Origin of the sequence: Psychrobacter sp. JB193 (genome assembly GCF_002285555.1) — a bacterium.
GTDB classification, from domain to species: domain Bacteria; phylum Pseudomonadota; class Gammaproteobacteria; order Pseudomonadales; family Moraxellaceae; genus Psychrobacter; species Psychrobacter alimentarius.
The window spans coordinates 292,064-316,366 of record NZ_NRGY01000003.1 but is presented as its reverse complement, the minus strand read 5'-3'; the positions used below and the strand labels follow the sequence as shown (position 1 = coordinate 316,366).

Genomic DNA, 24,303 nt, shown 5'->3' with positions numbered 1-24,303 from the left:
TTAGCGAGCTCCTACGCGGCGAGACAGCTTCCACTGCACGATATTAATGGTCAATAAAATCACAAAGGAGATCAGTAGCATAAATAACGCAACAGCGGAGGCACCTTGAACATCGAACTGCTCAAGCTTACTGATAATAATAAGTGGCAAAATCTCAGACTGCATCGGAATATTACCGGCAATAAAGATGACTGAACCATACTCACCAGTGGCACGCGCAAACATCATCCCTGCACCCATTAATAAAGCAGGCAGTAGCTCTGGTAAGATAACCTTTCGAAACGTGGTCAAGCGATTGGCACCCAACACCGCTGAGGCTTCTTCAAACTCAACCGACAGCTCTGCGAGCACAGGCTGAACAGCACGGACAATGAATGGAAAGCTAACCACGACTAACGCGAGCCAAATCCCGATGGGCGTAAAAGCTACCTGTATGTCAAATTTTGCAAACCACTGTCCAATCAAGCCATTCGGTGCATAAAGCGTGGCAAGGGAGATACCCGTCACTGCTGTTGGCAACGCAAAAGGCAGATCGACCAACGCATTGATTAGTGACTTACCCCAAAACTCATAACGTACCAGCACCCAAGCAACCAGTGTTCCAAACACCATATTGGTCAGCATGGCCAAAAACGACATCCATAAGCTCAGCTTAATAGCAGCGGTGACCTGCGGCTGAGTAATGGTTTCCCAAAATCCAGTCCAGCCCATCTGCGTTGTGGTATAGGCCATCATGGCAAACGGTAGCACCACCAATAACGATAAGCTAAAGACAGTAATACCCATGCTTAAACCAAAACCTGGCAACACATTGCGTTGACGCAAACGTGTCAGCCAACCTTTTTTAGGCGGTTTACTGGCAGAAGAAGATGTTGCACTCATAGTGATGTCCTATTGCCTATCTGATGGTACTTATCGTAAGACCATGTTATATCGAGTTTATGGTTAGTACGTCTGTGTTAGAAAGCCTATGTTATAAAGGACATAGCGCAGAACGCCATGTCCTTTATGGTTGTCTATGACTTAATGCTCATATCTATTGCATGACAAGACGTGGTCGAGCCAGCGCTAACATTGCCGTTAAACGGTAATTATTTTGGCGCTTTGATGGCCAATTGATCGAATACACCGCCATCGCTGAAGTAAGTACTCATGATTTCATCCCATGACCCAAACGCATCATTCGGACGGAAGGTTTCAACTGGTGGCAACTTGTCACTGTTTTTATCAAGAACGCTTTTGACACTAGGACGTAGGTAGAGGTCAGCTGCCAACTGCTGAGCAGGCTCACTCCATAGGTAGTCAAGATAAGCTTTTGCTGCGTCAGTGGTACCTTTTTTGTCAGTCACCGACTTCACAACCGCTACTGGACTTTCTGACTTGATAGAGTACTTTGGATATACAATGTCTACTTTACCAGCACCAAAGTCAGTGGCAGCAAGATTGGCTTCGTTTTCAAACGTCACTAACACATCGCCAATACCACGTTGAACAAAAGTGGTCGTAGCAGCACGTCCGCCATTCTCATAAACTTTGACGTTTTTGAGCATATCTTGCACATAGTTTTTAGCGGCTGCTTCTTCGTTATTGAAAGCATGCAAGCCATAACCATAAGCACCTAAGAATGCATAGCGACCATTACCCGTCACTTTTGGGTTGGCCATGACAATCTCAACACCCTCTTTGGTCAAATCTTGCCAATCATTGATGCCCTTTGGATTGTCTTTACGCACCAAAAACACGATGGTACTGGTAAATGGCACTGCATTATCTGGGAATTTGCTTTGCCAATCTGATTCAACCAAGCCTTTTTTCTCAAGCAGCTCAATATCAGAGCCTTGGTTCATGGTTGCCACATCTGCTTGCAAGCCATTGGCTACAGACAGCGCTTGCTTACTTGAACCACCATGTGACTGATTGATGTTGATGTTAGCATTTGGATTTTCTGCTTTATAATGCTCAATAAATAGCGGGTTGTAGTCTTTATAAAAATCGCGGGCCACGTCATAAGAGACGTTTAGTAGCTCGATATTTTGACTGTCTGTCGCCGCACCATCCGCATTTGCAGTTGTGTCTGCCTGCTCATTGTTGCTACAGCCAGCAAGACCCAAGGTTAATGCAACGCCTGCCATACCTAAGACGTTCAGTGCTTTACTTTTCTGTTGATATCGCGCGGCGTATGTCATAAATCCCTCAAAGGTATCTGTTAAATAATACCAGTATGCTAACAGCGCCATCTTATTATGTTTAATGATGAATATGCGTATGTTATTGCCAAAATGGAATAACACAATGCTGGCTTTAACGCGATAAGGAGATTAGCAAAAATTCTTAATAGCGTTACCAATAGACCATCAAAAATATATCTATGACCGTAGTTTTTAGTTTTCTGGACAGTCTATTGGTCAAATATCACGTTGCCTTTGCCTTTGCCTTTGCCTTCGCCTTCGCTTATTACTTTGCTTGTGCTAGCTGATCAAAACGCCCACCATCTACAAAGAATGTTTCCATGATTTGCTCCCACGAGCCCAAGACACTAACTGGTTCAAAGGTTGCGATGGCAGGCAAAGTATCTTTATGCGCAGCAAGGACTTGCTCATTGCTAGGACGCATATACATCTGAGCCATAAGCTCTTGAGCTGGGGTTTCCCATAGACCTTTTAGATACGTGTTCGCAGCGTCAGTCCTTCCCGCTTTATCGGTAACGGCTGTCACGACTGCCACTGGGTTGTTGATCAACACAGAATAACTTGGATAAACAATATCAACCTGCCCTTTAGCAAAGTCTTTGGCCGCCAAATGGGCTTCATTTTCAGTGGTAATCAGCACATCACCAAGCCCGCGCTGGGTAAAGCTGGTCGTCGCTGCACGCGCGCCATTGTCATAAGTCACCACGTTTGCCAGCATGTCTCTGATAAAGCCATCAGTTTTGACATGACTGTCTGGGCTTTCTTTAAACTGATGCAAGCCATAACCATAAGCGCCCAAAAATGCATAGCGAGCGGTACCACTGGTCTTTGGATTTGGCATAACGACCTTAATATCGCTACGCGCTAAGTCTGACCAATCTTTGATACTTTTGGGATTGCCATTACGCACGAGTAACACCATGGTACTGGTATAAGGGACAGCGTTGTTTGGTAGTGCTTGCTTCCAATCGGTGGCAACCAACCCCTTTTCGACCAACAGGTTCATGTCACTTTCTTGGTTAAAGGTCACCACATCTGCTTGCAAGCCATTGGCAACGGACAGCGCTTGTTTACTTGAACCACCATGCGACTGCTTGATATTCACTTTACTGCCTGGATTCTCTTTTTGATAGTTTTCGCTAAAGAGTTCGTTATAATCCTTATAAAAATCACGTGATACATCATAAGAGACATTCAGTAGACTAACGTTTTTTGAACTGCCATCGGTGCTTGACGCATCTTGTGCTGTTTTGGCGTTGTTAGAGCCGCAGCCCGTCACAAATAAAGTCATTGCTAGTACGCCACTCATGCCAAGCAGTTGCGCCTGTGCGCCTTTATTATTAGGTTTGGGTGTTTTTTTGCTTATTGATTGCATAAATATTCTCGATAAAGTGTTAGCGCCATTTTTTTAGAATTTCGCTATCAGGTATAAAGATGATAACGACTTAAGTGCGGCTCTATGGATAATGATCATATGCTAGCAGCTTGTTTGAAAAAGGCTTAATGACGAATCAGCTTATCGAGTGATTAACTTGGCATAAGTAATGTTATTATTGTTTCTCATACGATGGGTTTTTTGGCTATCCGTAACAGCGGCGAGTAGATAAAATTTTAATCGAACGAGATAGCAATCAAGTCCCTGAATTTTGCCTATTACGTCCAAGGTTTGAATACATTACTGTCAGTACATTAACTTCTTATCGTTTTTATTTAATCGTTTCCCTAATACTATTCTAGAGGTATTCCATGACCACTCATCTTCCACAAGGTTTTCGTTTTTTTGTCGCAGTCTCATTGACCACTTTGGTTTTGTTGACGTTGAGTGGCTGTCATAGCGTGCCCAGTAATACCGCTAACCAAGTGGCGAGCTCCAACAGCCCCACACTCGTGCCAGTCATGCAAGCGGTGGTGGGAGATTATGCCGATGAAGGCTATGTTGATCGTGTGCAAGGCTATGACTGGGTTGGTGTGATGGTACGAGCGGCAGGTGATAAACAGATTGACATTAAGATACGAGCGCGCAGTGATCTCAAAAAACCCACGTGTCAGTTTGATGGTAAAGCCGTGCTGATGGGTCAAGACGAGGCACATGGCATCATTTTTCAAACCAACGCCAATAACACTCAGATCTTTTTTCAATTTAAAGAAAATACCCTAACCATTGATGGGCAAGAGTCAGGCGCATTGAGCTATTTTTGCTCTGGTGGTGGCTCATTGGCAGGTACATATCAAAAGCTAGGAGCCCCGTTGGAGTTGGCTCAACCGCATTAAGTGCAAACTGGAAATAAAAAAGGGAATCGGACTATATATCCGATTCCCTTTTTTAATATTTAACGTTTGGCCTCTTTTATACAGCAGAAGCACCCGTTAGCTTGACTTCAGCACGCTCCTCGTGAGCGATACCAGCATAATAATTGCGCAAAATCTCTAATACTTCTGGACGACTAAAGTTCTCTGGCACGTCTTCATCTTCTGATAGCGCCTTACGTAGTTTTGTACCAGAAACCTTAACATGCTCAGACGCATCATGCGGACACGTTTTATCAGATGCCATGGCGTTACAAGCATTACACCAGAATGTCCAGCCAATCTTTAATGGCTGAGTGATTAAGTCGTCTTTGCCAACCTGCTCAAAGATGGTTTGAGCATCAAAAGCACCATAGTAATCACCAACGCCAGCATGATCACGACCAACGATCAGATGACTACAGCCATAGTTTTGACGGAACACCGCATGTAGCAGTGCCTCACGTGGTCCAGCATAACGCATGTCTAATGGATAACCAGCTTGAATTACGGTATCTTTTCTAAAGTAATTATCAATAAGGGTTCTGATCGCTTCTTGGCGCACTTCTGCTGGGATGTCACCTGGCTTTAATGCCCCAAGCAATGAATGAATCAATACTCCATCACAGATCTCGATAGCAATCTTGGCCAAATATTCATGCGAGCGATGCATCGGATTACGAGTTTGGAATGCGGCGACTGTTTTCCAGCCCTTGGCATCCAAAATTTCGCGGGTTTCAGCGGGCGTTTTATAGATCTCTGGATATAATGTTGGGAACTCGCCTTCACTTAACACCTCAACGCTGCCGGCGACATTGACCGCTTCTTGATTCAAGACTTGTTGAACCCCAGGGTGCTCTGAATCTGTTGTGGTAAATACTTTTTGGCACTCATATTCTTTATCAATCGTATAGGTTTCTTCTACCGTTAAAATACCCATGATCTCGCCATCTTGCGCCACCAATGCCACTTTATCGCCTTGATTCAAGCTGTCAGCAGTTTCTTTGGGCGCAGATAAAGTGATTGGAATCGGCCAAAACAAACCAGCGTTGTCGCCGCTTTGCAAGCGCATGTCATCTACCACGCCTTTCCAATCCGCTTGATTCATAAAGCCGTTTAATGGTGTAAAACCACCAATACCAAACATAATCAAGTCACCACGCTCTCTTGAGCTTAAGGTAATTGTTGGTAGTGTGCTGGCAAGCTTTAGTGCTTGGGCTTGAGCTTCGCCATTTAATAATAAGGGCTTAAGCGCTGTGCTACCGTGCGGAGGAACAAGTTTCGATGTGGTCTGATTCTGAGTCTGTGTCATAGGAATGTTAAAACCTTACATGAAGAAAAAAGTGGTCAGAAAAATAAGAGATAACGCAAGAAATAGCCAAAACCGAAAAGTGTGCCAATAATCAGACGTTAAATATGATAAGCATAGGCTACCTAACTTTCTTTATGAAAATTTATGCTGTGTTTGGATATGGATATGTCTGAAAGGAATTTATGTTTATGGAAGCAAGCTTATATGATGGTAAGCTGAATTATTCATCATGCGATTGGCAATAAAACCTATTACACACGCAAATCAATATCAATGCTGCCATTAAGCTTAAAAACAAAATTGAGATTACGTCATGTATCAATATAATTACGCTGACCAAACCTTAGTAGAGGAACGCGTCGCCCAATTTCGCGACCAAACCAAACGTTTTTTGGCAGGTGAGCTGCCAGAAGAGCAGTTTTTGCCGCTGCGTCTACAAAACGGTCTTTATATTCAGCGTTACGCACCAATGTTGCGTATTGCCATTCCTTATGGCCTCTTTGCTTCTTATCAGTTGCGCAAGCTAGCAGAAATCACGCGCAAGTATGACAAAGGCTATGGGCACTTTACCACCCGTACCAATATTCAGCTGAATTGGCCAAAACTTGAAAACGTTCCAGATATTTTGGCAGAGCTGGCCTCAGTACAGATGCATGCGATTCAAACGTCGGGCAACTGTATTCGTAACACCACCACTGACCCTTATGCTGGTATCCACCAAGAAGAGATTGCGGATCCGCGCCCTTATTGTGAGATTATTCGCCAGTGGTCAACCTTTCATCCTGAATTTGCGTTTTTACCGCGTAAATTTAAGATTGCGGTGGTTGGCACTGCCAATGATCGTGCCGCAACGCAAGTGCATGATGTAGGACTACATTTAAAAACCAATGAAGCCGGTGAGCTTGGTTTTGAAGTGCTGGTTGGCGGCGGGCTTGGTCGTACACCAGTGATTGGTAAAGTGATCAATGAGTTTTTACCGCGCCAGCACCTGCTCAGTTATTTGGATGCAATTTTACGCGTTTATAACTTACATGGTCGCCGTGATAATAAGTACAAAGCTCGTATCAAGATATTGGTTGAAAGCATGGGCGGCCCTGCCTTTGCCAAATTGGTCGATGCTGAGTGGGAAGCGCATACCAAAGACGGTCCGCTGACGTTGACCGAGGAAAATTTTGCGACTGCCAGCAGCTTTTTCACTGAGCCTGACTATCTGACTTTTGATACTCTACAAGTGCAGTCTGATTTGCAAAAGCAGCTGGATGCTGATAAAGATTTTGCCAATTGGTACAACCAAAATACAGTGGCGCATAAAGTTGCGGGTTATCGTGCCGTGGTAATCTCTTTGAAAGCTGGGGTGGTCGATGGTCGCTATGTGCCTTCAGGTGATGTGAGCGAGTCACAAATGGACGCCCTTGCCGATCTTGCTGATAAATATAGCTTTAGTGAACTCCGCGGTACGTATCAGCAGAATTTGGTCTTCGCTGATGTACAGGCCAATCAGCTGTATGAGTTATGGCAACAGTTATCTACCTTGCATTTGGCTCGTGCCAATATCAACACACTCACAGATATGATCGTCTGCCCAGGCTGGGATTATTGCTCGCTTGCCAATGCGACGACCCACAACATCGCTGAGCAAATCGAAAAACAGTTCGATGACCTTGACTACCTATATGACTTGGGTGAGATTCGTCTCAACATGTCTGGCTGTATGAATGCCTGTGCCCATCACCATACGGGTGATATCGGTATCTTGGGTGTTGATAAAAAAGGTGAGCACTGGTATCAAATCAGCCTTGGTGGCAACTCCAGTAACGACGCTAAAATCGGTAAAATATTGGGCAAAGCTGTGCCAGCAACTGATGTAGCGGTTACCCTACAAAAAATTCTAGATGTTTATCTAGAACAGCGCGTAAGCAATGAGCAAGACGTAGAACGTTTTGGCGATCTGGTTGATCGTGTTGGTATTGCGCCCTTTAAGGAGAAGGTCTATGGGTAATCATCATGTGTTAAACCATGAAGGTGTTGATATCAGTCAAAACGATACGTGGTTAGCGCTTAGCACTAATGAGCTGCCAGATGGTATCGCACTGTCTCATATATCATTACTTGAGCTACTACAAAAACAAGAAAAACTTGAGGTCTTACTGCCCCTCTCTGATTTACTAGATTCGGCAGGCAAACTTGCTGGCGGTCTCTTAGAGCAAGTGAGTGACCTCGTAACCCAACATGCCAGTCGTGTTGGCGTATGGGTGACCGCGAATAGTGATACGGATCTACTGATTGGCTTGTCAGAGTTTTTGTTACAGCAAGATTTGATTGTCATTCATGTGCCTGCTTTCACCGATGGACGTGGTTTTAGTTACGCCCAAACCCTACGCCAAATCGGCTACAAAGGGGAGATCCGTATAGCAGGACAGTTTGGCCGTGATCAAATTGCCTATCTGCTGCGTACTGGCGTCGATAGCTTTGTGCTGAATGAGCATGATATGCAATCTATCTCGGATATCAATCAAGCATTTAGTGCACTTTCCAGCAGTTATGATGGTCGCAATGCCGCTGCATTACCGATGTTTTCAGGCAGCTAGTTCTCGGGCACCTAATTTTATTATTAAATTTTAATTAATCACTTTTATATTAATCACCATTAAGGAATGTATCATGAGCCAATTACACCCAAACCTAGATATCGATCAAGCAAACCAAGACTTGCAAGGCAAATCACCAGAAGAAATCGTGGCATGGGCATTAACGCAAGCGAAAAACCCAATCATCACAACGAACTTCCGCCCTTATGAATCAGCCATCTTACATTTGGTTGCTAAGCAGCATCCTGACATCACTGTACTGTGGGTTGATTCAGGTTACAATACTGATGCGACCTATCAATTTGCCAACAAAGTTATCCGTGATTTGAACTTAAACGTCATCACGTATATTCCTAAGCAAACAGCCGCTTACCGTGATGCAACCATGAACGGTATCCCAGGAATCGATAACCCACAGCATGATGAGTTTACGGATCAAGTAAAACTTGAGCCATTCCGCCGTGCTTTGGATGAGTTAAAGCCTGACGTCTGGTTCAACGCCATTCGTAAAGATCAGACCGAATTCCGCCAAGGTCTTGATGTGCTTAGCTTATCAAAAGATGGCGTGTTAAAAGTCGCGCCATTGTTTGAGAAAACCGATGCGGATCTAGACGTTTATCTTGATGAGCATAACCTACCAAATGAGTTTGATTATTTTGATCCAACCAAAGTAGAAGAAAGCCGTGAGTGTGGTCTGCATACTCAGTTATAATATTCGATAACCACTCACAGCATTACGCAACAATAGAAAAGCCCTCTCATTTTGAGAGGGCTTTTCTATTGTTGGGAATATACATAAGAGTCGTTCGTTATACTGTTGACGACTATGTTGGCAACGACTAAAGCTATTTGCGACCTAGCACCCAACCGCCATCCATCAAAACGTTAGCGCCTTGCATATAATTAGAATCATCAGATGCCAAAAATACGGCAAGTGCAGCAATCTCTTCAGGCTTACCAGCACGCTGAGCAGGAATACGCGCTAGACGTTCATCCTCAATTCCCTCAGTCATTGGTGTTTCTATAAAACCTGGCGACAATGTATTAACTTTGATGCCCTGACTACCAAAATCGAAAGCTAACTGTTTCGAAAACCCTAAAATAGCATGCTTGGATGTAACATATGCTGAGCCGCCCGGTCCAGCCATTTGTGTCGCTTGCGAACCGACATTGATAATGGCGCCGCCGCCTTGCTTAATAAAATGCGGAATCACCATTTTGGAAGCCAGATAAGGCGCTTTGACATTAATCGCCATCAATTTATCGTAAAAATCTTCTTCTAGCTCAACAGCATTATCATAAGCATCATGAATACCAGCACCGTTATATAAGATGTCAATCTGACCATAAGTCGTTAATGCTTTGTCAACAACGGCTTGAATATCGCTCTTTTCCGTCACATCAGCCTTTACAAAAATGGCGTCTTGATTGCTGTCTTTAATATCTTTAACAATTCGATTACCGTCTTCCTCATCGCGTCCTGTGACGACTACTTTAGTGCCTTCATTAGCAAATGCCTTAGCCGTCGCTTCACCCAATCCTGAAGTGCCACCAAATATAATCGCCACTCTGTCTTGTAATTTCATAGTATGCTTACTCTTTTTTAATTATCGATATACGATGGAAGATCCTAAGGCATGCTAGCACACCCTAATTTTGGAATATGTTAGCGTGTGTTAGAAAATTTATTGATTTGAGAAAGTCATTTCATCTATTCCTATTGGCAAGAAAAATATCGTTTTTTATCTCAAAAACGAATATGTTAATGCCAATTCACTAGGTGAGAGTGTGTCTGTGATACCTCATAATGGCGGCATCCCTCATACCTTTTCTATTATTTATAATAAATAACTCAATATATGGTGACGCTATGAACACCTTCCCGCTATTTTTCAAATTAGAAGGCCGTAAAGTGCTCATCGTGGGCGGCGGCGAAGTGGCACTGCGTAAAGCTGACTTGCTGAGCCGTGCTGGCGCGTGCATTACGATTCTTGCGCCTGATATCAGCCATGAGATACAAGCCTTGCTAACGGATGATAAACACGAATTTATCTACGAGAATTACGATATAGCTCATATGTCAGGTGCACGCGTGATCATTGCTGCGACTGACGATGAAACGCTTAACCATGAGATTCACGCCGATGCGACTGAGCTAAATATCCCGGTCAATGTGGTCGATACGCCGCCATTGTGTGATTTTATTTTTCCAGCGATTATTGACCGTAACCCCATTGTGATTGGGATTTCATCCAATGGTAAAGCGCCCGTATTGGCACGGCTATTACGGGCACGCCTTGAGACACTAATTCCACAAGGCTATGGTAAATTGGCCAAGCTGGCAGGTGATTTCCGTAGTGAGGTAAAATCCAAAATACCAACGCTCACTGGACGGCGGCAGTTTTGGGAGCGTGCGTTTGAAGGTCAAGTCAGCCAGCTGATGTTTGCTGGCAACGAAAATGAAGCAATCGCACAACTCAAAGCCGACCTAGACCGTACCGCAGAAGCACTTGATGAGAAAAAGGCAACAGAACAGACGGTAGCAGCTGCCGTATCAGATGACTCAGTAGACGCTCAAACCCCAGTGGGCGAAGTCTATATTGTTGGCGCAGGCCCAGGTGATCCAGAACTGCTCACCTTTAAAGCGCTGCGCTTGATGCAGCAAGCAGATATTGTTTACTACGATGCGCTGGTATCACCGCAAGTGTTGGATTTGTGCCGCCGTGATGCGGACAAAGTATTTGTGGGTAAAAAACGCAGCAATCACGCAGTGGCACAGCTCGGTATTAATGAGTTATTGGTCAATAGCGCTAAGCAAGGTCGCCGCGTGGTACGTCTAAAAGGTGGTGATCCCTTTATCTTTGGACGTGGCGGCGAAGAGATTGAGAGCCTACGTGCTCATGGTGTGCCTTATCAAGTTGTACCAGGTATCACAGCTGCTAATGCCGCAGCAAGCTACGCTGGCATTCCGCTGACCCATCGTGACCACTCACAATCCGTACGTTTTGTGACAGGATTCTTGAAGGCAGGTGCACCCAACAGTAACTTCAAAAACTTCTTAAACACTGATGAGACGGTGGTATTTTATATGGGTCTGCATTCGCTGGCGCGCTTGACTGAAGGCTTGATTGACGCTGGTCGTAGCGCTGATACGCCAATTGCCATTGTCTCTAATGCCAGTATGCCCAATCAGCAAGTACTGACAGGTACGCTTGCAACGATTGTTGCCAAACAAGAGGACGCCGAGTTACCAACGCCTGCCCTACTGATCATGGGCGATGTGGTCAGCTTACATCACGATTTGTCTTGGTATAATCAGTACAATCAAAACAGCGATGACACAGCGGATAACTGGTTGCGCGAAGGCATATCAAGTCTTAATAAAGACAAAAAACCATCTACAAGTCAGCAAGCACATGCCCTTTCTATGGTTGCCAATCTTGCTGAGTGACAAGAGAGTATTTAAGGTCCTAGATTAAACGCCTACTGAAAACGTCAAAAGCTCTGCCAAATAATTGGTAGGGCTTTTTTCTATAAGGCAACAGAGCAAACCTGCCCAAATCTTGCTAGAATAAAACCTGTCTATCCAATGTTCGCACGTTTAATGATAAGCCCTACTATGTCCATACCTGACACGCCCAAATATGCTGCCACAAAACCTCTAAAGATTTTACACACCTCCGATTGGCATTTGGGGCGACGTCTCTACGGTCGCCTTCGTTATGATGAGTTCGAATCATTTTTGCAGTGGCTAGAAGACACCATTAGCGCACAGCAAGTGGATATATTGATTGTCGCGGGTGATATCTTTGATACCATGACGCCCAGCAATAAAGCCCAAGCGCTATATTATGAGTTTTTGGGTAGGGTCTCACGTTCCTGCTGTCAGCATGTGGTCATTGTCGCAGGCAATCATGACTCACCAACATTTTTGGATGCGCCAAGCAATGTGCTCAAATTTTTGAATGTTCATGTGATTGGTACGGCTTGTGATGATTTAGAAGATGAAGTATTGGTCTTAGGTGATGATAATAACAATCCTCATTGCATCATCGCCGCTGTGCCCTACTTGCGTGATCGTGATGTGCGTAGCAGTAGCGCTGGCGAGTCTGCGGATAGCAAAGATGCCAATGTTATCAAAGGTATTCGCACCCACTATGATGAAGTAGCAAGTATTGCGAAAGGAAAGCAGGCAGAATTAATAAAAATTCATCAACGGCATATTCCTATCATTGCCACAGGTCATCTATTCGCTGCTGGTGGCAAAACAACCGATGATGATGGCGTGCGCGATCTCTATGTTGGCTCACTTGGCAAAATCTCCGCTGATATGTTTGATGAGGGTTTTGACTATGTCGCCCTTGGGCATTTACACGTCCCGCAGCGCGTTGGTGGTCTTGAAAGTATTCGCTACTCAGGCTCACCCATCGCAATGGGCTTTGGCGAGGCAAAGCAGCAAAAACAAGTTTTGCTCATACAGTTCGGTGCTATTGAATATTTTAATAATGATAGCTTAAGGCCAAACGCCATTCCTCAGCTTGCCAACACAGATACTAGCGTTAAAACTGCCACGATTGAAACGTCAGCAGAAAAAACCATTAAAAAAGCACCTGTACAAGCTGGTTTTATAGATGACTTGTTTGGCTTTGACGAGCAATTAGAAGATAAGGAAGCAGAAAAAACAATTGTCACCAATCGCACTTCTGCTCAGCAAGATCAAAGCATCCAAATAGTATCTGCTAAGGCTCCCACTGCCAATAAAACGCTGCACCGTAATGTGGGTAATCAGATGCAAGTAGTTTCCCTACCCATTCCAAAGTTCCAACAGTTGGCGCAGATATCTGGTGACCTAACCACAATCTCACAAACAATAAAATCACTCACACCAACTGAATCTATTTGGCTAGAGGTGGTCTATACGGGTGACGAAATTGTCAGTGACTTACGTGAGCAAGTACAAGGTATGGTAGAGGATTTGCCATGTGAGGTATTAAAAATTAAAAACACGCGTACTTATAATAAAATTCTTAATCAGCAGCAAACCTCTGAGACACTACAAGATCTAAATGAGATGGAAGTGTTTGAGCGCTGCTTGACGATAAATGATGTGGCTGATTCTCAAAAAGACTCATTGCGCGATGCCTATGGTCAGATACTTTATCACTTACATCATGAGGACAGACAGGCCGAGTGATATAAATGGTAAATCATTATCGCACTTCTATTGTTTATCTTTCTAAATTTTCGCAGTTGTTGCTATCACTAATAATAAGATATATCCATGCGCCTCATTGAACTCAGACTCAAAAACCTAAACTCTTTAAAAGGCGAATGGCACATAGATTTCGCTGATACCGCTTTTACCAATGAAGGGATCTTTGCGATCACAGGACAGACTGGCGCTGGCAAGACTACCATATTGGACGCCATCTGTTTAGCATTATATGGTGAAACACCAAGAATCAACAGTATCAGCAAAAGCAGCAATGAAGTAATGACACGGCAAACAGCGGAATGCTTCGCTGAGGTCGTGATTGATTTGAATGGTGAGCAGTACCGCTGTCGCTGGGGACAGCGCCGTGCTTATAATAAAGCGGACGGTAATCTGCAAGACGCAACTCATGAGATTGCTCAAATACACGTTGATGATCCGTCAAAAAAGGATGAGCTGTTAGAGAGCACTTTAAAGCACACCAAAAACAAAATCATTGAGCTAACTCGGATGGATTTTCAGCAGTTCACTCGCTCGATATTACTCGCTCAGGGCAGTTTTTCAGCTTTTTTGAAAGCCAAAGCCGACGAACGTGCTGACATTTTAGAGAAAATTACGGGCACTGATATTTATGCCACAATTTCAGCACACGTTCATAATAAAAAGCGCACTGAAGAAGAGATATTGAGTAAGCTGCAATACGGTTTAGATGGATTGGCGCTTTTAGATACTGAAGAAGAAGCTCAATTAAGAGCCGAATTGCAATCACATCAAAGCACCCAAAGTACGCAGCAGCAAATCATTCAAGATTTGGTCGAAAAAATTAAATGGCTAGATAGTGTTACAGAAGCAAAAGAAAAACTGAGTGTCTATCAAAATGATCTTGATGATGCTCGGCAAGCGCAGCAAGATTTTATCCCTAATGCTAAACGCTTAACTGCTGCTAATAAGGCGTTGGAGATTGATAGTCAATTTGGTCAACTGACCCACAATCGCGATAGCCTAAAACACTTGCAAGATGAACAGCAGAAAATAAATCAGACATTACCGCAGCAGGAAGACAATCGAAAGCAGGCTATTACGAACTTAGAGACAGCACAAGCTCATCTACAAGCCGCTAATGAAGAATGGACTGTCGCCTCGCCTAACATTAGAGAGGTGCGCAGACTTGATGTAGAAATTGCGCAGAATAAGCGCACTTTGGAAGAAACTCAGCAAAGACGACAAGACTTATCTATTAGTACTCAGCATTTGCGTCAAGAGATAGATAATCATAAAAAAGAAGCAGCGCGCAATCAAACTCAATTAGCAGGTATCGAGCACGACCTTGATACTGCAAATGATTTAAATGACATCGACGGCGATATTGCTAATTTTAAGAGTTATTGCACAAGTTTAAGAGCACTGTTGCAAGACAGTGCTGATCTAATCAGCAACCAGACTAGTCAGAAAAGAAATATAGACCAGTATCAAAGCCGTCTTAAAACCTTGCATCAACAACAAGAGGAACAAGCGAATAAAGAAAAAGCTCTGCAAGCTGAGACCAAAGCGCTACAACAACAGCAAACCGCCTTGATCCAAGTACAATCATTGTCTGATATACGCCAAGAGCAAGAACAGATTGATGGCCTTAATCGTCAGCTTGAACAAATAGAGTTAAAAGCAGATAAGTGGCATGAGATTAGCGCACAGATCAAAGATATAGACACCGCGCTACCAGTAATACAAGACGATCTGGTAGCGCTTGCTGATATCATTGCTGATAAAACGCATACTATCCAATCCACTAAAGACAAGCGGCAAGACAAACAAACACAGCGGTATCTACTACAAAAAGTAGCCACCTTAGAAAGTCACATTGCTGATTTAAAAGACGGTCATCCCTGTCCGCTGTGCGGATCGCTTGAGCATCCTTATGGCGCAAACCATCCGCATTTGGTATCAGATACCGAAGCGGACCAGATTCAGAAAAATATGATGGAGCTGGACACTATCATATCCGACTTGGAAAGTATCTTAGCTGCGCATCGTATCAGTCAGGCGACCAAACAACAGCAGTTTGAGCAGCAGCAAAATCAGAAAAATCGACTACTAGATCAAGCACAAAAACTAACAGCTGATATCAAGCAGTCAGTGAGTTTAGTGCTGGAGAAAAACTACTCGCCATTTATCGCGGCAACGATACATCCATTGCAGCAACTTGAGACACAGGTAGATATACTACCGTTGTTAGAGAGCACTCAGCATCAACTTGCCGAACGTAGAAGCTCTCTTAAAGACACGCTGTCCAACTATGAAACGTGTAGCGAGCAGCTTGCTACTATACGGGGTGACATTAGCGCTTTAGTACAACAGCAGCATAAGCTGGCAACGGATATTAATGAGATTGAGACGGATATTAAAATAAAATCTGCGAGTATGGATACGATAGATAAAAAAATTCACGATAATTTTTCTGAATTAACCACTCTTAAAAATGACATCATGCAGCTATTAGCGAGATACGCCACTGGCGCGTTTCAGTCAGACGCAATCATGCAGATACGCGCCTCGCAGCCCACTTTACACCCCCTGATGGACAGTATTGACAACCAAGTCGTACTAAATGAGTCGGATTACCATGCGCATATCAACACATTACGTCAGCAGCACGCTGCGCTTACGGCTGTAAAAAATGAGTTTAATAACTATAAAGAGCAGCATCAAACACTGACGACAGTACTAGGTCGTCTAGAAATACAGATCGATACCAAACAAACCCAGTTGGATAAAGACCAACAGGAGCTTGATAGGCTGGTTCAACTCGTGATTGAAAAAACAGAGGCGCTTAAGCAGTTACAAACAAACAGAGCAAATGTATTCGCCAACAAAGATCCTGACGTAGAAGAGCAGCGTTTGCGCGAGGCGTTAGAACAAGCCAAAACCGATCAGTCCGTTGCCCAAAGACAACTAGACAATGCTGAGTACATGCTTAAGCAATTACTTGAGAAACAGCGATATGTGATTGAACAAATAACCACGGTGAGAAGTACGCTCAACACTCAAGAAGATAGCTTTAAGTTGATACTTGCTGCTTCTGACTTTATGAATGAAACGGATTTTGCGAATGCGCGGTTGCCAATTGGTGAGCGTAATACGCTCAAGCAGCAGCAAGAACGTATTGATTATGCGTTCCAGCAAGCGCAGTCTCTGTTAAAAGAAACCGAGAAAGCATTGGAAGATAGACAAGCAAACCCGCTGACAACAGACGATCGAGAGACACTTACTCAGCAGCAAGCGCAAGTCCAAGAGAAGTTTAATAGCTGCATTGAGTCTATTGGTGCGATCAGTCAGCGTCTAAAAGACAACGAAGATAAGAAAAACACCCAGCAAGCACAAATTGATGCCATCAATGCCCAAAAGGATAAGTTGCAAGTTTGGCAACAACTGCATAAATTGATTGGCTCATCCGATGGCAAAAAATACCGCACCTTTGCTCAAGGCCTCACTTTTGATCTCATGGTCAATCATGCCAACACTCAGCTACAACAAATGAGTGATCGTTACCTGCTGATCCGTGATGATGACAGCCCGCTTGAGCTCAATGTCATTGACAATTATCAAGGTGGTGAGATTCGTAGCACCAAAAACCTATCAGGTGGTGAAGGGTTCATTATCAGTCTGGCACTTGCGCTAGGACTCTCACAAATGGCCAGTCAAAATATCCGCGTGGACTCACTATTTTTAGATGAAGGATTTGGTACATTAGATGAAGAGTCATTGGATATTGCACTAGATACGCTGACTAATTTACAGCAAGAAGGCAAATTGATCGGTGTAATCTCTCACGTGCAGGCACTAAAAGATCGCATCTTAACTCAGATTAAAGTTGAAAAGCTCTCTGGCGGCTTTAGTCAGATCAGTGGTCAAGGTTGCCGGCGAGTCGCCCACTAAAATTTAAAACCGATCATATCTACCCGATAATCATCAGACAATAAAAAACCACCGTTAACGCTAACGGTGGTTTTTTATGAAACAACTATTTTATTTGCTCACTAAACCACTAATCTCGCTCATGAGTACAGAAAGCGTCGATAGACTGACTTTGCTGTCTTCATTACTATCAAGCTTGTTCATCTCTGACTCTATAGACGCTAAGCTATCTAAATGACGTGAGCGCCACTCACCAAACGCTTGCTTAGCATCTGGTTTTGACAATACCGCATCCATCAGTAAGCGTAAGCTACGTGTCAGCTCATTCACTAGTGCATGGCGGGCACGGCGATCCCAATAACCTTGCTGCGGTAAATCAGCGATGTTATCCATCATCCAATCGAGTTGCAACACTTGATAGGCTTCGAAGTATAATGTGGCAATCTCATCAACAGGTCGACCATATTGTTCAGCCAAAAGTGCGGCATCCAGTGCATCAACATGATATGGCAGCATGGCAAACAAGGTGGCATCGCTATTGGATAGATCATCCTGCATCAAGCTTGTGGTATCTTCTTCTAGATACTGGGCAAATTGCTGCTCAATGAAGCCACCTGATTTGGTGAGTTTTTCCACGCTATTGCTAAAGCGGCTAATCATGTCCGTGACTTGCAAATCTTGACCAAAGGCATTGATAAACCACACCACGCCGCGCTCAAGCGCATCACGCAGACGCAGCTCAAGGGTGAGTAGCAATTTAGCATCCGCTTGATTGTCTAGATCTTCAAGCGTTTTCCATGCTTTAGACACATTAAAGACATCACGAGTAATCGCATAACCACGAATAATGGTGGCCAATGACTGATCTGTTTCCTCATAAAGGCGGAACAAGGCTTCAATACCCAAACGGTTGACGACACTATTCGTCAAATAAGTACTGATAATCTCACGATGCAAGCGATGCTTCGTCATCTCATCAAAGAAGCGTTCTGCCAATTCATCAGGGAAGTACTTGCGTAGCTCATTGATGAAGTACGGGTCATCTGGCAAATCAGACAATAACAAGTTGTCATAAACCCACATTTTGCCATAAGCCATGATGACCGCCAACTCAGGATTGGTTAGGCCAGTATCTGCTTTTTGACGCTTAGCAATTTCTTCATCCGATGGCAAATATTCGATGGCACGATCCAGACGACCTTCACCCTCTAACATCTGAATGAAGCGTTGATGTTCGCTTAAGTTTGCCGAGGCTTGAAGCTGACTTAGCTCAATTGCTTGCGGCTGCAAATAATTTTGGCGCAGTACCAGCTCTGCCACGGTATCTGTCATGCTTTCTAACAGCTCATTACGTTGCTTCAACGTCATATCGCCTTGCTCAACCACTTTACCGAGCAAGATTTTGATATTGACTTCGTGATCCGAGCAGTTTACACCGCCTGAGTTATCAATCGCATCGGTATAAATGCGGCCACCTGTTTGTGCGTATTCGATACGCCCTTGCTGAGTAAAACCTAGGTTGCCACCTTCACCAACGATGGCAGCACGTAGCTCGTTACCATTGATACGCAGCGCATCATTGGCACGGTCACCAACATCCGCATGCGTTTCATTGGCGCTTTTAACATAAGTACCGATACCACCGTTCCAAATCAGATCAACGGGTGCTCGTAGTAATGCACTGATCAAATCATTAGGCGTTAGGCTGTCCTCACTGATGTCAAAAACAGCTTTCATCTCTGGACTGATAGCGATGGTTTTGTCTTGACGTGAGAATATACCACCGCCTTGACTGATTAATGATTGCTCATAATCTTCCCACGACGAGCGTGGCAGCTCAAACAGACGAGCACGTTCTGCATAAGAAGCGGCTGTGTCTGGATTCGGATCAATAAAGATATGCAAGTGGTTAAATGCTGCCACCAACTTCGTATGAGTTGACAATAGCATACCATTACCAAATACGTCGCCACTCATATCACCGATACCAATCACGGTAAAGTCATCACGATTCTGAATGTCCATACCGCGCATACGGAAGTGGCGCTTGACCGACTCCCAACCACCGCGAGCAGTGATACCCATCGCTTTATGGTCATAGCCTACTGAACCACCAGAAGCAAAGGCATCATCAAGCCAGAAGTTATATTCAGCAGCTAACGCATTAGCGATATCTGAGAAAGTTGCTGTCCCTTTATCCGCAGCAACGACCAGATACGGGTCATCTTCATCATGACGCACGGTGTTGGCTGGCGCGACAATGTGCCCATCGACAATGTTGTCTGTGATATCGAGCATACCGCGTAAAAACGTCTGATAGCAGGCAATACCTTCAGCTTGAAACGCTTCACGGCCATCTGCCATGGTTTTGGTTTTGACAATAAAGCCGCCTTTTGAGCCAACAGGCACAATGACTGCGTTTTTAACCATCTGTGCTTTGACCAGACCCAGTACTTCGGTACGGAAGTCTTCCATACGATCGGACCAGCGTAGACCACCGCGAGCCACTTTTCCACCGCGTAAATGCACCGCTTCAACACGTGGTGAGTAAACGAATATCTCAAACATTGGTTTTGGTAGTGGCAGATTAGGAATGGCAGCTGCCAAAAACTTAAATGACAGACGATCTTTGCGCTGACCATTCGCATCTGTTTGATAGAAGTTGGTACGAACCATCGCATTGATTAAGTCTAAGTACCAACGCAAAATGCGATCTTCATCTAAGCTATCGACATCGGCAAGCGCTGCATTGATTTTTTCTTGAATCTGAGAGGTTTTCTCTGCACGTGCCTCATCGCTATACTTAGGATTCATACGAGCATCAAACAGATTGCTCAATGCCACGCTAATGTCGCTATTTTTGACAACCGTTTGCTGAATATAAGTACTGGAGAATGGTGCGCGTGCTTGCATCATGTAACGCGCCAAGGCACGTAATAAGACCACATCATAAGTATCAAGATTGGTAATTAGTACCAACTCGTTAAACGAATCGCTTTCGACCTGTCCTGCCCAAATCTGCTTGAGACTGTCTTCAAATTGACCGCGTACCACTTGCATATTGACGGTATCAACGTGCTCTAGTGTCAACTCGTATTCTTGCATCCAAATAGGCTGCTCTGGTAAGTCAAATTCATAAGTCTGTGCTGAAATGACGGACACACCGAAGTTTTCAAGAATTGGTAATACTTTTGACAAAATGACAGGTTGCTCACGACCATACAGCTTTAGATGCAACTGGTTGCTTGCGTCGCCCGTTGATTGGTACAGATGCCAGATCATTGGCTGCTCTGCTGTCAATCCTGCCAAGCGTTTGGTGTCCTCAACGGCAGTACGGGCATCAAAACGCTCTTGATAAGCCGCTGGTATGTAGTTTAAGAAGCGACGGTTCAACGCATTGGCTTGCTGCTCGCCCACATTATCAAGCAGCATTTTTTGATAGCTGTCATTCCATGATTGCATCAATGCAGATAGCTTGGCTTCAAGCACTTCAGTATTGACGTCATTTACCTGACCGGGTACGGTACGAACGTGTACATGAACGCGGGCATGCGCAGACTCATTGAACTCAGTGGTAAAGCCCGATGATGTGCCGCCGTAAGCTTCTTTTAAGACGTTTTGTACTTTGATACGCAGCTCAGTGTTGAACTTATCACGTGGGATGTAGACCAAGCATGAGACAAAGCGCTGATAATGATCGATGCGGCTGAACAGGCGCAGACTCTTTTTGTCTTGTAATTGACTGATACCAGACACAATCGGATACAGCTCTTCAACGCCAGCCTGAAATAAGTCATCACGAGGCAAGGTATTGATAACGTGCATCAATTTATGGTGTGCATGTCCATCACGTGGTAATTCTGCCATTTTCATGATTTTGTTGGCTTTTTCACGTAATAGCGGTATTTGCTGTACGGTAAGTTGATAGGCTTGTGACGTCAATAAACCCACAAAGCGATATTCACCGACCAGCTTGCCATTGTCATCAAACTTATGGATACCCAAAAAGTCCATATATACAGAACGGTGTATAGGCGATACACGGCTTGATTTAGACAACATCAAGACACGTGGTTCCGTCAGTAGCTGCTTTAATACTTTAGGCAGTTGGCTAAAGCTTTCTGACAACTTGTCTTCTTCAGCCCCGCGTAATAACCCAAGACCGCTATTGCCGATTGCAAACAAATCCAAGTCACTCGGTTCTGAATTGACTTCGATCGCTTGGCCACCTTCTAAACGGTATTCACGGTACCCTAAGAATATGAAATGATCGTCTAAGATCCAATCTAAAAATGCTTGTATCTCTTGCTGTGAATAAAAGACTTCTGGCAACGGTTTGTTGGCCAATTCAGCCTTGATATTCATCAGCTGCGAACGCATTTGCTTCCAATCGCCGACGACAGTATCCAAAGTATCAATTTTGGTCAGCAGCATTTGCTGTAATGCGGCCAAATCTTTGTTGTCTTGATAAGCAATTTCACAGTGAATCAAAGACAAATGAGAAGTCGCACTTTCATGCGCGCCTTCAACGTGAGTGATTTGTCCATCGTCATCACGCTGCACGCTAACAATAATATTGTACGTACGATGAACATCGATGCCTTCTGCCTCAAGGCTCATTAAGATAGTGTCGACTAAGAAAGGTCTATCATAAGCCACAATTTGGATAACCGTGTGTGAGCTATGAAAATGCTGCTCTTCTGCCTTTGGATTGATTACAGTCAGTTGCGGCTTGCTGCCATCATAGGCTTTGAGTAGCGTAAAGTGATGCAGTGCCATCCCGGCCAAATCAGCATTACTAACAGTCTTCGCTGCCTCTTGATGCAACGGCTGATAATAACTATGAACAAAATGGTCGAATAATGATTTGTCTTTTTGTACATAACTGGTAGCAATATCGCTTATCTGGCTGATGCGCTCTTTTGCGATACTGAGAGAGTTTGGCATGTCCTTCGTCCTTTTTTACAGGTTTGGTTTAGCATTTATTTATCTGATTTATTAATCTGTACTGACTACCATCACCATAAGAATATAAGCACTATTCTTTATGAAGCGCAGTAGTATATCCATTTCCGCAGCATATTCTATTTTTTCTTAATTTTTTTGGTCTTTCTCCTCTTTTTACTCTTATATTTTGAGAATATATGGCAGTTCGGATTCAATACTATTAATCTAGTGAAGTTTAACGCACCTAGGCCGTTAGCTAAAGGGTACAACATCATTTCATGAATCAGCAACATTCCAATAACATTTACTCATGGGATAGGATATTGACTTATCGATGATTCATGCTGGCAAGTGGATACTCATAGTAATTGTTGCGGGTTTTTTGTTAGAATACACCAGCGTATTTAAGAGTGTGTGACTCACTCACTATTAACTTTGATGCTAAATTAACTTTGATGCTAAGGGTAGGATGTATGATGAATATTTTGGTGATCGGTTCAGGTGGTCGTGAACACGCACTAGCATGGCAGTGTGCCAAAGATGAGAACGTAGAAAATATCTACGTCGCACCTGGTAATGCGGGTACTGCGCTTGAACTTAAATGCCAAAACGTTGTCTTAGCATCTACTGAAGCTAATGATCATAGTGCCGTTATAGAGTTTTGCCAAAATAATGCCATTGATATGGTCATCGTTGGACCAGAAGCACCTTTGGTCACAGGCATCATCGATGCTTGCCGTGAAGCAGGTATCAAAGCTTGGGGCCCGACGGCATATTGTGCCCAGCTAGAAGGGTCAAAAACCTTTGCCAAAGAGTTTATGGAAAAGAACAACATTCCTACCGCGGCTTATCAAGGGTTTACCGATGCTACCGATGCCAAAGCTTATATTGATGAGCAAGGCGCACCAATCGTTATCAAAGCGGATGGACTGGCGGCTGGTAAAGGCGTCATCGTTGCAGAAACGATTGAACAAGCTCATGAAGCCATTGACGATATGCTCGCAGACAATAAATTTGGCGATGCTGGCAGTCGGGTGGTTATTGAGCAGTTTTTACAAGGTGAAGAAGCCAGCTTTATTTGTATGATAGACGGTGATAATATTTTGCCAATGGCAACCAGTCAAGATCACAAACGTGCTTTTGAAGGGGATACAGGGCCGAACACAGGTGGTATGGGTGCTTATTCTCCTGCACCAGTCGTAACGCAAGAAGTTCACGATAAGGTAATGAAACAAGTTATCCAACCTGTCGTTGATGCGATGAAAGATGCAGGTCATCCTTATACTGGTTTTTTGTATGCTGGCCTCATGATTGATCAGTCAGGCGATCCTTATGTCATAGAATTTAACTGCCGTTTTGGTGATCCAGAAACACAGCCAATCTTAATGCGTCTGAAATCTTCGATGGTAGATTTGGTCGCACAAGGATTAGAAGGTCAATTACCAAATGAAGCAAAATGGGATACACGCCCTGCCCTAGGTATCGTTGTTGCCTCAAAAGGATATCCTGAAACATCATCAAAGGGTGACGTGATTGCTGGCTTGCCAGAACTGAACACCGAAGATGACAATACTGTTAAAGTCTTCCATGCTGGCACTGCGTTTTCTAATAGCGATGAAGCAGCTGCTAAGAAAGAAGTGTTAACCAATGGCGGACGTGTACTATGTGTGACCGCATTGGCTAATACTATTTCTGATGCTCAACAAGCTGCACTGGCAGTCACAGGTGCGATTAGTTTTGATGGTGCACAATATCGCCGTGACATTGGTCATCATGCCATTACTCGTGAAAATGCTTAAAATTTGACGATCAAGTAAACCGAGTGAACCTCTTCTTTTTTGCTTAATGTCGTTGTCT

The 24,303-nt window shown here is 44.0% G+C and carries 14 protein-coding genes; 8 read left to right on the top strand and 6 right to left on the bottom strand.

Features of this window, described 5'->3' with window-relative positions:
• From cysT to CIK80_RS14515, 3 genes are all read right to left on the bottom strand, one after another.
• Complete coding sequence (gene cysT, locus CIK80_RS14525; RefSeq protein ID WP_062844611.1) at positions 1-882, bottom strand: sulfate ABC transporter permease subunit CysT; 882 nt, start codon at positions 880-882, stop codon at positions 1-3.
• Between the two features lie 209 nt (positions 883-1,091).
• Positions 1,092-2,132 carry a sulfate ABC transporter substrate-binding protein gene (locus CIK80_RS14520; RefSeq protein WP_228139947.1) on the bottom strand — a complete coding sequence of 347 codons (1,041 nt, stop codon included), beginning with the start codon at positions 2,130-2,132 and terminating at the stop codon, positions 1,092-1,094.
• 322 nt (positions 2,133-2,454) lie between these two features.
• The gene (locus tag CIK80_RS14515; protein ID WP_095570603.1) at positions 2,455-3,564 is read right to left on the bottom strand and encodes a sulfate ABC transporter substrate-binding protein; all 1,110 of its coding nucleotides are present in this window, start codon (positions 3,562-3,564) and stop codon (positions 2,455-2,457) included.
• Positions 3,565-3,935: 371 nt separating this feature from the next.
• Here CIK80_RS14515 and CIK80_RS14510 point away from each other — a divergent pair, with 371 nt between their 5' ends.
• A complete protein-coding gene (locus tag CIK80_RS14510; RefSeq protein ID WP_095570602.1) occupies positions 3,936-4,460 on the top strand; it encodes a hypothetical protein in 525 nt (174 codons plus the stop codon).
• Between the two features lie 76 nt (positions 4,461-4,536).
• On the opposite strand, the gene sat is transcribed toward CIK80_RS14510, so the two are convergent.
• Positions 4,537-5,787 carry a sulfate adenylyltransferase gene (gene sat / locus CIK80_RS14505; RefSeq protein WP_095570601.1) on the bottom strand — a complete coding sequence of 417 codons (1,251 nt, stop codon included), beginning with the start codon at positions 5,785-5,787 and terminating at the stop codon, positions 4,537-4,539.
• A 313-nt stretch (positions 5,788-6,100) separates the two neighbouring features.
• On the opposite strand from sat, the gene CIK80_RS14500 reads away from it, so the two are divergent.
• The 3 genes from CIK80_RS14500 (at position 6,101) to CIK80_RS14490 (ending at position 9,087) form a co-directional block, all read left to right on the top strand.
• The gene (locus tag CIK80_RS14500) at positions 6,101-7,786 is read left to right on the top strand and encodes a nitrite/sulfite reductase (RefSeq protein ID WP_062844616.1); all 1,686 of its coding nucleotides are present in this window, start codon (positions 6,101-6,103) and stop codon (positions 7,784-7,786) included.
• Entirely contained in the window at positions 7,779-8,375 is a 597-nt protein-coding gene (locus CIK80_RS14495) for a DUF934 domain-containing protein (RefSeq protein ID WP_062844617.1), read from the top strand. Before CIK80_RS14500 ends, CIK80_RS14495 begins: the two co-directional genes overlap by 8 nt.
• A 73-nt stretch (positions 8,376-8,448) precedes the next feature.
• Positions 8,449-9,087, top strand: a complete 639-nt coding sequence (locus tag CIK80_RS14490; RefSeq protein WP_062844618.1) for a phosphoadenosine phosphosulfate reductase family protein — start codon at positions 8,449-8,451, stop codon at positions 9,085-9,087.
• Between the two features lie 133 nt (positions 9,088-9,220).
• Here CIK80_RS14490 and CIK80_RS14485 read toward each other — a convergent pair whose 3' ends face one another.
• Complete coding sequence (locus tag CIK80_RS14485) at positions 9,221-9,961, bottom strand: SDR family oxidoreductase (protein ID WP_095570600.1); 741 nt, start codon at positions 9,959-9,961, stop codon at positions 9,221-9,223.
• Positions 9,962-10,245: 284 nt separating this feature from the next.
• On the opposite strand from CIK80_RS14485, the gene cysG reads away from it, so the two are divergent.
• The 3 genes from cysG (at position 10,246) to CIK80_RS14470 (ending at position 17,520) form a co-directional block, all read left to right on the top strand.
• Positions 10,246-11,826 (top strand): siroheme synthase CysG, encoded by a 1,581-nt coding sequence (cysG, locus tag CIK80_RS14480; protein WP_095570599.1) that lies wholly within the window; start codon positions 10,246-10,248, stop codon positions 11,824-11,826.
• Between the two features lie 168 nt (positions 11,827-11,994).
• The gene (locus CIK80_RS14475; RefSeq protein WP_095570598.1) at positions 11,995-13,569 is read left to right on the top strand and encodes an exonuclease SbcCD subunit D C-terminal domain-containing protein; all 1,575 of its coding nucleotides are present in this window, start codon (positions 11,995-11,997) and stop codon (positions 13,567-13,569) included.
• 87 nt (positions 13,570-13,656) lie between these two features.
• Positions 13,657-17,520, top strand: a complete 3,864-nt coding sequence (locus tag CIK80_RS14470) for an AAA family ATPase (protein ID WP_095570597.1) — start codon at positions 13,657-13,659, stop codon at positions 17,518-17,520.
• A 90-nt stretch (positions 17,521-17,610) separates the two neighbouring features.
• Here the strand turns inward: CIK80_RS14470 and CIK80_RS14465 are convergent, their stop codons facing one another.
• The gene (locus tag CIK80_RS14465; protein ID WP_095570596.1) at positions 17,611-22,446 is read right to left on the bottom strand and encodes an NAD-glutamate dehydrogenase; all 4,836 of its coding nucleotides are present in this window, start codon (positions 22,444-22,446) and stop codon (positions 17,611-17,613) included.
• 476 nt (positions 22,447-22,922) lie between these two features.
• Here CIK80_RS14465 and purD point away from each other — a divergent pair, with 476 nt between their 5' ends.
• Positions 22,923-24,245, top strand: coding sequence for a phosphoribosylamine--glycine ligase (gene purD, locus CIK80_RS14460; protein ID WP_095570595.1), 1,323 nt, complete (start codon positions 22,923-22,925; stop codon positions 24,243-24,245).
• Positions 24,246-24,303: the final 58 nt, after the last annotated feature.